Below are 14,183 nucleotides of genomic sequence, written 5' to 3'. Positions count from 1 at the left end.
GAGCAGCGGCCGCGCCATGGAGCGGCGGCGCGTGGAGCAGCTGCTGGAGCTGGGCCGGAGCTGGGGCCGACGGCTGGGGAGCCGGCCACTGGTGATCGCCGAATGCGTGCCTGGCGGCACCACCACGGCCCAGGCGGTGCTGACGGGGCTGGGGGTGGCCGCTGAAGGCCTGGTGAGCGGCAGCCTGCACCAGCCTGCCCATGCGCTCAAGACACATCTGGTCGCCCAGGGACTGTCCCGAGCCGGACTGGGGCAAGGGCCGAGCGATCCGGTGAGCGTTCTGGCTGCGGTGGGGGATCCAATGCAGCCGCTGGCGGCGGGCCTGCTGCTGGGGCAGCTGGAGGACGTGGGGCAGGTGGGGCAGGGCCTGGGCGAGGTATCCCCATCCCATCCAGCCCATCCTCCGGTGCTGCTGGCCGGAGGCAGCCAGATGGCGGCAGTGCTGGCCATCGCCCTGGCGCTCACACCGGCCGATCAGCGCAGCCGCCTGGTGGGCCGGGTGGCTCTGGGCACCACCGCCTGGGTGGCAGCGGAGGCAGACAGCGATCTGCAGGAGCTTCTGAACCGCATCGGGGCGCGGTGGCAGGTGCAACCCCTGGCCTTCGCCTCAGAGCTGCGGTTCCACAATTGCCACCAGCGCGCCCTGCAGGACTACGAGCACGGCTACGTCAAGGAAGGGGTGGGGGCCGGCGGCCTGGCCATGCTCTGGTCGCTGAGCGGCGGCCATCTGGAGGATCTGGCGGCCGCCTGCGACCAGGCCTGTGGCCTTCTTCTGGAGGAGGGGCGCCTCTAGGGTCGCCGGAATGGGCAACGCAGCAGAACCAACCCCGGCTGCACGGGCTTCCTCGTCGGCCTCCGGCTGGAGCCGGCGCCAGGTGCTTCAGGGAGCCGGCCGGGGGGCCCGCACCCTGGCAGCGGTCTCGCTTCTGGCACCGCTGCTGGCCTCCTGCCAGCGGGGTGATGGACCGCTGCTCCTGTCCGGCCGCGGCGAGCTGCCCGCCGCCTGGTTGAAACACCTGCAGGCCCCCTGGCGCTCGCATCTTCTGGAGGATCCCGCCGCCGTGCTCGCCGCCCTTTCCAAGGCGGCCCTGGTGCAGCTGACCGATGGCTGGGCCACCAGCCTGCCCCCCTCCCGCTGGCAGCCCCTGGCGGCTCCAGCCCTGCTGGCCCGGCTCACACCGGAAGCGGCCCTCGTGAGTCGCCTGTTCCAGGCGAAAGGGGCACCGGCCCTGGCCTATCCCTGGGCCTTCACCCCCTGGGTGCTGGTGCTGCGCAGCCGGCCCGATCTGGCGGCCCGCAGCCGCGAGGGCTGGTCGCTGCTGTTCGATCCCAGCCTGCGGGGCAAGCTGGTGCTCCCCTCCAGCCCGCGGCTGGTGATGCAACTGGCGGCAGGCGGGCCGGAGGCCATCGCCGTGGATCTGGATCGCCTGCGGGAGCTGCGTCGTCAGGCTCTCGCCCACGACGACCGCGACGGCCTCAACCTGCTGCTGGCTGGGGAGGCCGAGGCGGCGGTGCTGCCCGCCCAGCGGCTGATTCCCCTGCTGCGCCGCGATCCACGGCTGCGGATCCTGCTGCCGGCCAGCGGAGCGCCCCTGGCCTGGAACCTGCTGCTGCGCCCCGCCGGCCATCCGGTGGCGCCGCCACTGGAATGGCTGGCGGCGATTCTCGAGCAGCCCCTGCTGCAGAGCCTGCTCATCGCCGGCTGGGTGCCGCCGCTGCCCCGAGCGGCCCTGGAGCCCCTGCTGGCCAAGCTGCCGCGCCCGACCGCTGAGCTGCTTTTGCCTCCGCCGGAGCTGCTGCGCCGCTGCTGGTCCTTGCCGCCCCTGGATGTCCGCCAGAGGCTGATGCTGCAGAACCTCTGGGACGCGTCAGCCCCCTAAGTCGGGCGGCCCCGGACAGAGGAAGCCCCTGAAGCCCTTCAAAGCAACCCTGCGCAACCCTGCGAGGCAGCAGCCTGATGCTGTACCCGGACTCAGGGGATCTTCAACCCCAGAGGCGTCGCCGCGGTGCCGCCGCCAGGCGGCGATGGGTATCCGCCAGCAGATCGGGAATCGGCAGGCCGTGGGGGCAGCGCGGCAGGCAGGCGCCGCACTGGCGGCAGGCCTCGGCGTTGAGGGTTTCCCACCAGTGGCCGGCCCGGCCGATCAGGTTGTAGCGCTCGCTGGCATGGGCGACCATGCCGTGCCCCACCGCCAGGTTGCGCAGCCGCAGCAGTTCCGGGATCGGCACGGCGCTGGGGCAGGGCAGACAGGCCCGGCACTGGCCGCACCGCTCCTCGCCCAGCCGCTGGGCCGCTGAAGCCCGCAGCCGCTCCACAGCCAGATCGACCGGAGTGGGCCCTGAAACGGAACCTGAACCTGGACCTGGATCTGGCGCTGGTTCGGGCCCTGGCTCGGCCTCGTCTGGGCTGAGCTGGCCTCGCGGGCCTGCGGCGGCCGTCAGGCGGCGGGCCCAGACCAGATCCCCGGGCTGGGAGGCCCCCAGGCTCAGGGTGGAGATCCCCTGCTCAAGCAGGACGCGATAGGCCAGTTCGAGCGGTTGGAACGGCGCGCAATCGGCCAGCAGTTCGGGCGGCGGGTCGTAGAGGCGGCCGCCCTTGTCGGCTGGGGAGATCGCCAGCACACCCAGCCCGGCCTCCAGGGCGGCGCGGGCCAGCGGCAACCGCTGCGGATCGAACAGGTGCAGATGCAGGCAGCAGAAGCCGAAACGGCCTGACTCCAGGGCCGCGGCGATCAGATCGTTGCTGCCGTGGCTGGAGAAGCCCACCTGGACCGCCAGCCCTTCCCCCTCGGCCCAGGCGAGCAGCTCGGCCCCAGGCCCGTTCAGGGCCCAGGCCAGATGGTCGGCGGTGTTGAGGCCATGCACGGCCAGGTTGTCGAGCCGGGCGACCCCGAGCCGCTTCAGGCAGGCGCGCAGCTGGGCCTGGGCCGTCGACAGGTCGGGGCCGGGCAGCAGCTTGCTGGTGAGCACCAGGTGGGCGCGAGCCTGGCGATCACGTCGTTCCAGGGCGGCCAGGGCCTGGCCCAGGAAGGTTTCCGCCGGCCCGTAGGCCGGGGCGGTTTCGATGTGATTGATACCGGCCGCCACGGCCGCCAGCAGCACCGTCTCCATCTGGGTAGGGCTGTCCAGGGCCCGCATCGTGCCCAGGGTGAAGGGCGACACCGGCCGCGCCCGCCCGAAGGGCCGCAGGCTGCTTCCACCGGACTCCAGGGACCGGTCAGCGGTGTCAGCCGGCAGAGGGGGCACCGGATCCGCCGGGATCTGTGGTGTCGTCATCGTTCGACCCTCCACCCTCCCCAAGCTGTTGGCCATTGGGGAGGTCGGGCTGGGCGCGGCGGCGCTGCCGCACCAGTTCGGCCGGGCTGGTGGTTTCCAGGAAGCGGCGGAAGTCCTCCTGGTCTTCGGCGTCGGCTTCGGCATCGACCGGAATCGAGGCGTCGGCCACCACTTCCTCCAGCATCCAGATGCCGCTGCCGGTGCGCAGGGCCAGGGCGATGGCGTCGCTCGGACGGGCATCGAGCTCGCTGGCCTCGCCCTCGCTGTCCTGCAGCTTGAGCACGGCCCGGAAGGTGTTGTCTTCGATGGTGTGGATGATCACCCGCTCCAGGCTGAGGCCAGCCACCGCCATCAGGTTGGCCATCAGGTCGTGGCTGAGCGGACGGGGAGGACGCTGCTGGTTGAGGCCCGCCATGATGTTCTGGGCCTGGGCCTGATCGATCCAGATCGGCACCTGGCGGCGGCCGGAGGGATCGCGCAACAGCACGATCGGGCTCCGACTGGCCGCATCCAGGGCGATCCCGGCGATGCGCATCTCCACCATGCGGATGCTTCTCCTGGGAGGATCCTCTGCCTGGGTGATTATGGCCAGCAGAACCGGAGCGGCGATGTTCACCGGACTGGTCCAGGCCGTGGGTCGGCTGCAGCGCTGCCCCCAGGGAGTGCAGGTGAGCTGGCTGATGCAGGCCGGCGCGCCGCTGGGGTCGGTGGCCCTCGGCGACAGCATCGCCGTGGATGGGGTGTGCCTGACCGCGGCCGAACTGTTCGCCGATGGATTCCGCGCCGATGTCAGTGCGGAGACCCTGGCACGAACCGGCCTGGCCGCCAAGGCCGACCAACAGGCCCACGTCAACCTCGAACCGGCCCTGCGCCTGGCCGATCGCCTCGGCGGCCACCTGGTCAGCGGTCATGTCGATGGCGGTGGGCGGGTGCGGGGCATCAGCCGCGAACCCGCCTCCTGGCGCCTGGAACTGGCCTGGGACGACCCGGCCTACGGCCGCTATATCTGTGAGAAGGCCAGCGTGGCCGTTGATGGCATCAGCCTCACGGTGGCGGGCTGCGATCCCGGCGGTGACCGCTTCTGGATCGCCGTGATCCCTCACACCTGGGCCTCCACCACCCTGGCGGAGCGGCGGCTCGGCGACCGGGTCAACCTGGAGGCGGATCTGCTGGCCAAGTACACCGAGCGGCTCCTGCTGGAGGGGGGCAGACCAGCCGCTGCAGCGCCGGCGCAGGATCTCAGCGCCAGCTGGTTGGCGGAGCATGGCTGGGGCTAGGAGCCGGGGACAGAGGCCCTGTCTAAGGTCCGGGAATCTCTTCTGACTCTTCGCCGATGGCGGTCGTTGACCCCCTGCTCTCCGTCGACCGCGGCCTGCGCAGCTTTGCGCTGGCCGAAGGCATCCTGATGCTGGTGCTGGGGCTGCTGGCCCTGTTCTTTCCGGTTGTGGCCTCGATCTGGGTGACCGCCATGGTGGCGGTGGCCTTTCTGGTGGGCGGGCTGGTCGGCTGGATCACCAACCTGTTGCGGGCGCGCCAACTGCGCCGCTGGCTCACCTTCTCCCGCCTGCTGGTCTCCACCCTGTTCGTGGTGACGGGCTTCTGGATGCTCCATCAGATGGGAGCAGGCCCCGAGCGTGCGGCTGCCCCTGTGGCGTCCCTGGCCCTGGCGGTGGGTCTGGTGTTCCTGGTGGAGGGGGCCGTGGGCATCGTGGCCTCCCTGGCCCATCAGCGCCTGATGGGCTGGGGCTGGGGGCTGGTGAACGGCGTGGTGACCCTGGTGCTGGGGTTGCTGATCCTCACGATGAAGTTCTGGAACCTGAGCTGGGTGCTTGGGGTGCTCGTGGGCGTGAGTTTCCTGTTCAGCGGCCTCGATCTGATCACCTTCAGCGCCAGCTTCCACGACGGCGAAGCAGGCTCTGACGTCGGCGGCTGAGGACGGGATCAGGACTCGTCCTGGGCCTGATCAGGGTCATGGGTCTGATCGGATTTCTCCTGCGACTGATCAGCCTGGTCCTCACTGCCATCAAGGGCGACGAGCCAGATCGATCCGGTTTCGGCATGGAGCTGGATGCGGAATTCCTGGCCGGGCACCAGGCCGAGGCGTCGGGTGTAAGCCTGGCCGATCAGAAGATTTCCGTTGCCATGCACCCGGGTGCGGAATTCGGCCTGGCGTCCCTTGCTGCCACCGCCAGCACCACCGCCGCCACCTGGCGTTTCCGGCAGGCGATAACCCTTGGCTTCAACCAGGGCGCGATAAAAACTTTTCTTCAGGACCCGGCCACTGGGCCCCACGTAGCCGCAGGCACGGGCGATCTGCTCTTCCGGACGGTTGCTCAACGAGCGAGCTCGCTCCAGCAGTTCCTTTCCCTTGAGCATGTCCTGGCTCTGGGCGGGTCGTGCGTCCGTTGTGCGGGCCGAGGTAGTTCCGTTCCTGTAGGACATCGGGGCGGGCTTGGTACGGACTGGAGGGCTTCGGCCTGCGCCGATTGTGCCCAGACGGGTGCCCTACCAGCAAGCGCAGGTGAGGCTCAGAGCACGTAGAGCAGACCGAAGAGCACCAGCCAGATCACATCGACGAAGTGCCAGTAGAGCTCTGCTGCTTCGAGCCCAAAGGGTTCGCTGGTGCTCACCCGACCCCGATCGCGGGTCTGGAACCAGACCACAAGAATGCAGATCACTCCCAGGGTCACGTGCAGGCCATGGAAACCGGTCAGCGCGTAAAAGGTGCTGGCGAAGAGGTTCTCGGTGAGCCCGAAGGGCAGGGAGAAGTACTCCACCATCTGGCCGGCCAGGAAGGCACTGCCGAGGGCTGCCGTGAGCAGCAGCCAGGGGCGGCAGCCGCTGCGGTTTCCGGCCAGCAGCTGCTTGCCACCGCGATGGAACGTGAAACTGCTCACCACCAGCAGAACGGTGTTGAGACTGGGCAGCAGCAGTTCCAGTTCGTAGTTCGATCCCGGTGGGAGCGGATTCACCGCACGGAAGGTGAGGTAAGCAGCGAAAAATCCCGCAAAGGTCATGCCGTCCGCCACCAGGAACAGCAGCAGCCCGAACATGCGGAAATCCCCATGACCATGCTCCACCGCATCAGCAGGAGGAGCCAGGCTCGTGGCACTGACGACGGTGGAGGAGGAGGCGAGGCTGGTCATTGGAGCAGGGGCTGCGGAATGGGGAACGGTGGTGGATCAGATCACCAGCATCATGGGCCAGTTCAGAAGAAGGTGCTGTTCAGCAGAAGCTGACCCGTGGGTCTCTCAGCCCCGCCCGCCGCTCCAGAGATCCTTGCCACTGGTGACGTCGAGATCGATCTTGTCGGCAGGGATGCCATAGGCGTAGGGCTCATGCACCAGCGGAGCCGCTCCTACCCAGTTCTCAACCGGAGGCGGCGAGGATGTGAGCCATTCGGGAGTGAGGGCGCGCCAGGGGTTGTCTCCCGCCACGGGGCCGCGGAAGGCACTCCAGATCACGTTGTAAAGCAGGGGCAACGTGCTGACCGCCATCAGCAGGGCGCCAACGCTGCTGGCCTGATTGAGCGTGGTGAAGGCGGGGTCGTACTCGGCGACACGGCGGGGCATGCCATTGAGACCAAGCCAGTGCTGGGGAAGGAAGCAGAGATTGAAACCAACGAACGTGAGCAGGAAGTGAAGCCGCCCCAGGTCTTCGTTGAGCATGCGGCCGGTGAACTTGGGGTACCAGTGGTAGATCGCCGCAAAGATCACGAAAACGGTGCCGCCATAGACAATGTAATGAAAATGTCCGACCACGAAATACGTGTCGTGGACGTGAATATCAAACGGAACCTGGGCCAGGGCAACGCCAGTGATGCCGCCAAAGACGAAGTGAAAGATGAAGGCGCAGGAGAACAGCATGGCGCTGTTCAGGGCAATCTTGCCGCCCCACAGGGTCGCCAGCCAGTTGAAGAATTTGATGCCGGTCGGCACGGCGATGAAGGAGGTGGCGATCGTGAAGAACAGCCGCATCCAGGGCGGTGTGCCGCTGGTGAACATGTGGTGCGCCCAGACGATCAACCCGAGAAAGACAATCCCCAGGATCGAATACACCATCGTGGTGTAACCAAACAGCGGCTTGCGCGCATGGATCGGCAGGATCTCACTCACCAGACCGAAGGCCGGCAGCACCATGATGTAAACAGCCGGGTGGGAATAGAACCAGAACAGGTGCTGATACACCACTACGTTGCCGCCCAGGGCAGGATTGAAGAAGCCGGTGTGGGCGACGATATCGAAGCTGAGCAGGATCAGAGTGCCTGCGAGAACAGGCGTGGAAAGCACCACCAGAATGCTGGTGCCCAGCATGGCCCAGCAATACATCGGTAGCTGCATCAATTTCAGGCCAGGCTGACGCAGCTTCAGCACAGTGGCGATGAAGTTGATCGCCCCGAAGATCGAACTGCCCCCAAGGAGCAACACACTCAGAATCCAGACCACCTGCCCCGCCGCAGGGGTGGTGATGCTCAGCGGCGGATAGGCGGTCCAGCCGGACTGAGCTGCACCCGAGATGAAATAGCTGCTGATCAGAAGGATTCCAGCTGGAGGGATCATCCAGAAGGCCACGGCATTGAGCCGGGGGAATGCCATATCCCTGGCACCTACATAGAAGGGAATCAGGTAATTGCCGAAGCCGCCATTCACTACCGGCACGATCCAGAGAAAGATCATCACCGTGCCATGCAGGGTGAGCACCTCGTTGTAGGTATCCCGGCTGATGAAATCAGAGATGGGGCTGGCCAGCTCGGTGCGGATCACACCAGCCAGAGCACCCCCGATCAGATAGAAGATGAAACCGGTGACGAGGTACTGAAGGCCGATCACCTTGTGATCCAGGCTGAAGCTGAAATAGCGCAGCCACCCTTGGGGTTGCAGGCTGCCCTGGAAGCTTTCGGGGCTGGCGACGGTCATGGAAACAGGGGTGGCGGAATCGAAAGTCGGGAGCCGAGGCCGGTGGGTCTGAAAAAGCTTGATCAGACTTCGTGATCTCAGCCAGTCGGCGGGGCCGCTGCCAGGGCCACCGTGCTGGGCGCCGCCGGGGCGTTCTGGTGAATCCAGGCCTCGAAGGCCTCCTGTTCATGGACCACCACGTTGGTGCGCATGCCGCCGTGGTAAGGGCCGCAGAGCTCGGCGCAGACGATCGGGTAGGTGCCAGGGCGGGTGGGGGTGAACGACATCACGGTGGGCTGGCCGGGGATCACGTCCTGCTTCAGACGGAACTGGGGCACCCAGAAGGCATGAATCACATCACGGGCTTCCATGCGCAGCTGCACGGGACGACCCACCGGCACATGCAGCTCCCCGCTGGTGATGGAGCTGTCCGGGTAATGGAAGATGAAAGCGAACTGCATGGCGGTGAGCTCCACGGGCAAGGCATCGCCCGAGGCAGTGCTGATGCCACCCCAGACGCGTTCCGCTTGAGCCTCGCCCGGGTCATCGGCCAGCAGGGTTGCGCTGTTGTCTGCCCCCTCGTGAAGCAGGGCTGGAGCGGCCAAGGCATCGCCGCCTTGGTGCTGGTGCTCAGCAAGCATCACGGACGAGACATCGCCATGCATGGCTTCATGTCCATTCAGGGGCGTCATGCCGCCCATGCGCTCATAGATGTCGTAGCTGTAGATGCCTACGAACAGCACCACCACGGCGGGGATCGCGGTCCAGAGGATCTCCAGGGGCAGATTGCCTTCGATCGCCAGGCCGTCGCCCCGATCGCCGGGAAGACGACGAAACCGCACCAGGCTGAAAATCAGCAAGCCGGTCACCCCCACGAACAGGATCGTGCCGATGCTGAACAGAACCTGAAAGAGCGCGTCGTAGACCGGGGCATTGCTGCTGGCGTCCACGGGCAGCAGATTGACGTTCTGACCCACCCAGAGGCCACCGAGCACCAGCACCATGCCCAGAACCAGCGTGATCAGGGAGGTGGGAATGGTCACCGGGGCAGATCAGATCAGCAGCCAGCCTATGGGGCCTGGATTGCGGCAGTGGATCCAGTCACTGAATGCAGTCAGTTGATCCAGTCGCCGGATCCGGCAGTGAATTCCGATGCAACGGCGAAACGGGGGTCAGGTGACGTCTGGAACGAAGCGATGAGACGTGAGGGAATCGCAACGCTTTTGAACTGGCTACTTTATGGCTCCCCGTAGGGATTCCTTGATCACATCCCTGGCGCTGCTGCTCTCCCACCTTGTTGTGGCATTGGTGGCCCTGGTCGCCATCGGCGGCGCAACACGGGTTATGGAGGCTGGTCTGGCCTGCCCGGACTGGCCGCTTTGTTATGGCGTGCTTCTGCCTGGTCAGCAGATGAACATGCAGGTGTTTCTGGAGTGGTTTCACCGCCTCGATGCCTTCCTGGTCGGGGTGGCCTTGCTGGTGCTCTGCGCCATAAGTCTGCTGCGCAGACGCCTGCTGCCCGCCTGGCTGCCCTGGTTCAGTGCAGCGGCCCTGCTGATGGTGGCCGTTCAGGGGGCACTGGGTGCCCTCACCGTGACCCGTTTGCTGGCCTCGGACATCGTCACCGCCCATCTGGCCACGGCCCTCGCCCTGGTGGCTCTGATGAGCGCCGGCTATCAGCGGCTGGCAGCCCCAGCTGAGTCCCCACCGATCTGGTTCCGGGTTCTGTCCAGTCTGGCGCTGGTTCTGGTCTTCGCACAGTGCGTTCTGGGCGGGAGCATGGCCAGCCAGTGGGCCGCCGATCGCTGTTTCTCAGCGGGCGATGCCTGCCGCTGGCTGCTGGCCCACCGCATCGGCGCCTACCCGGCCGCCGCTGCGGTGTTGGCCATGGCGATCGGCAGCCTCACCCTGCCGCGACGCTGCCGCCATCTCCAGGGTCTGGCCCTGGGGGCGACGGCCCTGGTGGCCGCCCAGGTTGTTCTTGGAATCCTCACCTTGAGCCAGCAGCTTCAGGTCCCCGGCCTAACCGTGGCCCATCAGCTGGTTGCTGCCTTGCTGGTGGCCGTCCTCGCCGCGATTCTCGGTCGCAGTGCGGTACCGAGCTCCGTTGCAGACGCTCCGGCGGCCTGCGGCATTCCCAATCCATCCCTGTCCGCGAAGGTGGCCCATGGTTAGCGTCATCCCTGAGGCTCTGGCGGCCGTTTCCCGTCCCGCCGTGCCGCGGTCGGTCCGTCTGCCCGCCTGGCTGGAGGTGGCCAAGCCCCGCCTGATTCCCCTGCTTCTGGCCACCACACTGGCGGGCATGGCCCTCTCGGTGGGCTGGCCACTCGATCCGCTGCGGATCATCTGCACCCTGGTGGGCGGTGCCCTCGCTTCTGCCGCCGCCGGTGTGCTCAATTGCCTCTGGGAGCAGGAACTCGACGGCCGCATGCAGCGCACCAGCCGACGGGCTCTGCCCTCCGGTCGGCTCGCCCAGCGCCAGGCCTTCCTGCTGGCCATCCTGCTCACCTCCGCCTCGGTGGCGGTGCTGGTTCTGGGGGTCAACCCGCTGGCGGCCGCGCTGGCTCTGCTGGGGTTATGCAGCTATGTGCTGCTCTACACGGCCCTGCTCAAACCCCGCACACCACGCAATATCGTGGTCGGCGGCGTTGCCGGAGCCATTCCCCCCCTGGTGGGGGCTGCGGCCGCCGGTGGCCTGCCCACCTGGTCGAGCTGGTGGCTGTTCAGCCTGGTGATGCTCTGGACCCCCGCCCATTTCTGGGCCCTCGCTCTGCTTCTCAAGGATGACTACCGCTCGGTCGGCATTCCCATGCTGCCGGTGGTCAAGGGCGAAGCCGTCACCGCCCTGGCGATCGGTCGCTATGCCTGGGCCACCGTGCTGGCGAGTGGCATCGGCGTGCTGGCCCTGCCCAGCGGCGGCCTGCTCTATGGCCTGCTGGTGGTGCCCTTCAACGCACGCCTGCTGCAACTCAGCGGTGCCCTCAGCCGTGACCCCAACGATCCCCAGCGTGCTCGCAACCTGTTTCGCTGGTCGATCCTCTATCTGTTCGGCATCTGCCTGTTGCTGGTGATGGCCCGATCCCCTCAGGCGGAGGCCTTCAGCCTGGTGGCATTCACCCCGCTGCTGGGCCTGGGGCTGTCCTGATGCTCCGGCCTGGATCACTGCTGTGTCGGATGGCCCGTCCGGTTCTCCTTAGATTGGCCAACCATGCGTGGTTTCCAGGAGTGGTGAGCGGGTGATCGAGCTCCAGCACCTCAGCAAGCATTACGGCAGCGTGCAGGCCCTCGACGGCCTCTCGCTGCATGTGCCCCAGGGCTGCCTTTACGGCCTTCTGGGGCCCAATGGAGCCGGTAAGACCACCTGCCTGCGCATCCTCTGCACCCTGCTGGCCCCGGATAGCGGCACTGTCTCGGTGGCCGGAGTCGATGCCCTGGCCCAGCCGCGCCAGGTGCGTCGGCTGCTCGGCTACGTCGCCCAGGAAGTGGCGATCGACAAGATCCTCAGCGGCCGCGAGCTGTTGCGGTTACAGGGCGACCTCTACCACTTGCCGACCAGCGAGCGGGATCGCCGCATCGCCGAACTGATCGACCTGCTGGGCATGGAGGAGTGGATCGATCGTCGCTGTGGCTCCTATTCCGGCGGCATGCGTCGCCGCCTGGACCTGGCCACCGGGCTGCTGCATCGCCCCCGCGTTCTGGTGTTGGATGAGCCCACCGTGGGGTTGGATATCGAAAGTCGCTCTGCCATCTGGCAGGTGCTACGTCAGCTGCGGGATGAAGGAACCACGGTGCTGCTCAGCAGCCATTACCTCGAGGAGGTCGATGCCCTGGCCGATCGCCTGGCCATCGTGGAGGCTGGCCGGGTGATCGCCGAAGGCACCCCCAGCGAGCTCAAGGGCGCCCTCGGTGGCGACCGCGTCACCCTGCGGGTGCGGGAGTTCAGCACAGCCGAAGAGGCCGAGCGGGTGCGCGGGCTGCTGGTGGCCTGTGGCGGGGTGCGGCAGGTGGTGGTGAACCGGGCCCAGGGCTACTCGCTCAATCTGGTGGTGGACGACACCGCCGTGCTCGAAACCCTGCGCCATCAGCTGATGCAGGCCGATCTGCCGGTGTTCGCCCTGGCCCAGAGCCGCCCCAGCCTTGACGATGTCTATCTGCAGGCCACGGGCCGCACCCTGATGGATGCCGAGCTGGCCGTGGCCGGGAGCCGCGATCCCAAGGCCGAACGCAAACAGGCGATGCGCTGACCCCTGGCCGCGAAGCGTTTCCTCCTTCCTCCGTCACTGTTCTGCACCCGGTTCCGTTCTGGTCCGGCTGCCCTGCTTTCCGATCCGCCGCCGATCCGCCGATGACCAGCGCCACGCCTTCCTACCTCTCAGCCGGCACCCCAGCGGAGCAAGAGCCCTCCGCCTTTGCCGAAATCCGTCAGGAAACCCTGGCGCTCACCCGCCGCCTCTTCCTGCAGTTGCAGCGTCGCCCCTCCACCCTGGTGGCCGGCGTTCTGCAGCCGCTGATCTGGCTGATCCTCTTCGGTGCCCTGTTCGCCAATGCGCCAACGGGGCTGCTGCCGGGGGGCGAGAGCTATGGCCGCTTCCTGGGGGCGGGGGTGATCGTGTTCACCGCCTTCAGCGCCGCCCTCAACGCCGGGCTGCCGGTGATGTTCGACCGGGAGTTCGGCTTCCTCAACCGTCTGCTGGTGGCGCCGCTGCGCTCACGCAGCTCGATCGTGCTGGCGTCGGTGCTCTACATCACCAGCCTCAGCCTGGTGCAGAGCCTGGCGATCATGGGCACCGCCGCCCTGCTGGGCTACGGCTGGCCGGGGGGTGCGGGGTTGCTGCTGGTGCTGGTCACCCTGCTGCTGCTGGTGTTCGCGGTGACGGCCCTCAGCCTCGGTCTCGCCTTTGCCCTGCCCGGCCACATCGAGCTGATCGCAGTGATCTTCGTGGCCAACCTGCCGCTGCTGTTTGCCAGCACCGCCCTGGCGCCGCTGGCCTTCATGCCGGCCTGGCTGCGCTGGCTGGCCGCGATCAATCCGCTCACCTTCGCGATCGAGCCGATCCGCGCCGCCTATGCCGGCCAGGTCAGTTTGTCGGCGGTGGTGATGGAGGCTCCCTACGGTTCACTCACCACCACCACCTGCCTGCTGATCCTCACCGCCCTGGCGGCCGGCCTGTTTCTGCTGATCCGCCCGCTTCTGGATCGCAAACTCGCCTGAATGATGACCAGCACTTCCGCCGCGGCCTTCGATCCATTGTCCGTCCGCTCTGTGCCCGGGCGATCCGCTCTGGCGGGCGGCCTGATCGTGTCCGTCCAAGCGCCGGAAGGATCACCGATGCGTGAACCGTCCGTGATCGCAGCCATGGCGGAAGCCAGCCTGGCCCAGGGCGCGATCGGGGTGCGGCTGGAGAGCCCCGAACACATCGGTGCCGTGCGTCGTCGCTGCCCACAGGCCCTGATCGTGGGGCTGTGGAAACGCACCCTTCCCGGCAGCGCCGTGTACATCACGCCACGCTGGCAGGACCTGCAGCAGGTGTGGGCGGCAGGAGCCGATGTGGTGGCCATCGATGCCACCGATCGCCCCAGACCGGAGCACGAAACCCTGGCCGATATCGTTGCGCGGGCCAGGGCGATGGGCATTCCCCTGATGGCCGATGTCGATGGCATCGCCAATGGGCTGAGGGCTGCCGCCCTGGGCTGCCACTGGGTGGGAACCACTCTGTACGGCTACACGGAAGACACCTCCGGACTCAGACCTCCAGCCTGGAATCTGCTGGAGCCCCTGCGCCGCCAGCTTTCTCCGGAGGTGATCCTGGTCTGCGAGGGCGGCATCGCCTCGGCCGAGCAGGCCGCTGAGGCTGTCAGCCGAGGAGCCGATGCCGTGGTGGTGGGCACCGCCATCACCGGAGTGGATCTACAGGTGGCGGCCTACGTGAAGCGCTTGCGCGCCTGAGCGGGAGCTGGTGCACTGACGCTTGGGCCTCAGGAGGGGCGTGGGCCGACTGACCCACACCCACC

At 67.3% G+C, this 14,183-nt stretch carries 14 protein-coding genes and 1 pseudogene; 9 read left to right on the top strand and 6 right to left on the bottom strand.

The window, feature by feature from the left end; translation table 11 throughout:
- Both VB716_RS04880 and VB716_RS04875 read left to right on the top strand, forming a co-directional pair.
- Positions 1-793: pseudogene (locus VB716_RS04880) on the top strand (NaMN--DMB phosphoribosyltransferase); the annotation flags it as partial.
- Between the two features lie 82 nt (positions 794-875).
- Positions 876-1,880: a twin-arginine translocation pathway signal gene (locus VB716_RS04875; protein WP_323269887.1), complete on the top strand. Its 1,005-nt coding sequence runs from the start codon at positions 876-878 to the stop codon at positions 1,878-1,880.
- A 103-nt stretch (positions 1,881-1,983) separates the two neighbouring features.
- On the opposite strand, the gene VB716_RS04870 is transcribed toward VB716_RS04875, so the two are convergent.
- Both VB716_RS04870 and VB716_RS04865 read right to left on the bottom strand, forming a co-directional pair.
- Positions 1,984-3,138 (bottom strand): aldo/keto reductase, encoded by a 1,155-nt coding sequence (locus tag VB716_RS04870; protein WP_322758865.1) that lies wholly within the window; start codon positions 3,136-3,138, stop codon positions 1,984-1,986.
- An 88-nt stretch (positions 3,139-3,226) separates the two neighbouring features.
- Positions 3,227-3,820: a bifunctional nuclease family protein gene (locus VB716_RS04865; protein ID WP_197159112.1), complete on the bottom strand. Its 594-nt coding sequence runs from the start codon at positions 3,818-3,820 to the stop codon at positions 3,227-3,229.
- Between the two features lie 64 nt (positions 3,821-3,884).
- Here VB716_RS04865 and VB716_RS04860 point away from each other — a divergent pair, with 64 nt between their 5' ends.
- Entirely contained in the window at positions 3,885-4,553 is a 669-nt protein-coding gene (locus VB716_RS04860) for a riboflavin synthase (RefSeq protein ID WP_323269886.1), read from the top strand.
- Between the two features lie 56 nt (positions 4,554-4,609).
- Positions 4,610-5,209, top strand: a complete 600-nt coding sequence (locus VB716_RS04855; protein ID WP_197169631.1) for an HdeD family acid-resistance protein — start codon at positions 4,610-4,612, stop codon at positions 5,207-5,209.
- An 8-nt stretch (positions 5,210-5,217) separates the two neighbouring features.
- Here the strand turns inward: VB716_RS04855 and VB716_RS04850 are convergent, their stop codons facing one another.
- From VB716_RS04850 to VB716_RS04835, 4 genes are all read right to left on the bottom strand, one after another.
- Positions 5,218-5,652, bottom strand: a complete 435-nt coding sequence (locus VB716_RS04850) for an AbrB family transcriptional regulator (RefSeq protein ID WP_197159113.1) — start codon at positions 5,650-5,652, stop codon at positions 5,218-5,220.
- Positions 5,653-5,804: 152 nt separating this feature from the next.
- Entirely contained in the window at positions 5,805-6,422 is a 618-nt protein-coding gene (locus tag VB716_RS04845; protein WP_197153815.1) for a cytochrome c oxidase subunit 3, read from the bottom strand.
- Positions 6,423-6,527: 105 nt separating this feature from the next.
- On the bottom strand, positions 6,528-8,192 hold the full coding sequence (ctaD, locus tag VB716_RS04840) for a cytochrome c oxidase subunit I (protein WP_323269885.1): 1,665 nt from the start codon (positions 8,190-8,192) through the stop codon (positions 6,528-6,530).
- A gap of 77 nt (positions 8,193-8,269) precedes the next feature.
- The gene (locus VB716_RS04835; RefSeq protein WP_197153817.1) at positions 8,270-9,214 is read right to left on the bottom strand and encodes a cytochrome c oxidase subunit II; all 945 of its coding nucleotides are present in this window, start codon (positions 9,212-9,214) and stop codon (positions 8,270-8,272) included.
- 217 nt (positions 9,215-9,431) lie between these two features.
- Between VB716_RS04835 and VB716_RS04830 the strand changes: the two genes are divergently transcribed.
- The 5 genes from VB716_RS04830 (at position 9,432) to VB716_RS04810 (ending at position 14,118) form a co-directional block, all read left to right on the top strand.
- Positions 9,432-10,346: a COX15/CtaA family protein gene (locus VB716_RS04830; protein ID WP_231597740.1), complete on the top strand. Its 915-nt coding sequence runs from the start codon at positions 9,432-9,434 to the stop codon at positions 10,344-10,346.
- A complete protein-coding gene (locus VB716_RS04825; protein ID WP_322757520.1) occupies positions 10,339-11,316 on the top strand; it encodes a heme o synthase in 978 nt (325 codons plus the stop codon). Before VB716_RS04830 ends, VB716_RS04825 begins: the two co-directional genes overlap by 8 nt.
- Positions 11,317-11,383: 67 nt before the next feature.
- Positions 11,384-12,415, top strand: a complete 1,032-nt coding sequence (locus tag VB716_RS04820) for an ABC transporter ATP-binding protein (protein ID WP_370594740.1) — start codon at positions 11,384-11,386, stop codon at positions 12,413-12,415.
- Positions 12,416-12,516: 101 nt separating this feature from the next.
- The gene (locus VB716_RS04815; RefSeq protein ID WP_322757519.1) at positions 12,517-13,383 is read left to right on the top strand and encodes an ABC transporter permease; all 867 of its coding nucleotides are present in this window, start codon (positions 12,517-12,519) and stop codon (positions 13,381-13,383) included.
- 3 nt (positions 13,384-13,386) lie between these two features.
- Positions 13,387-14,118, top strand: a complete 732-nt coding sequence (locus tag VB716_RS04810; protein ID WP_322757518.1) for an N-acetylmannosamine-6-phosphate 2-epimerase — start codon at positions 13,387-13,389, stop codon at positions 14,116-14,118.
- Positions 14,119-14,183 lie beyond the last annotated feature (65 nt).

The sequence above is a fragment of the Synechococcus sp. CCY9201 genome (genome assembly GCF_034931105.1).
Lineage (GTDB): Bacteria > Cyanobacteriota > Cyanobacteriia > PCC-6307 > Cyanobiaceae > CBW1002.
The sequence above is the reverse complement of the archived record's forward strand: the minus strand, read 5'-3'. Positions and strand labels throughout refer to the sequence as shown.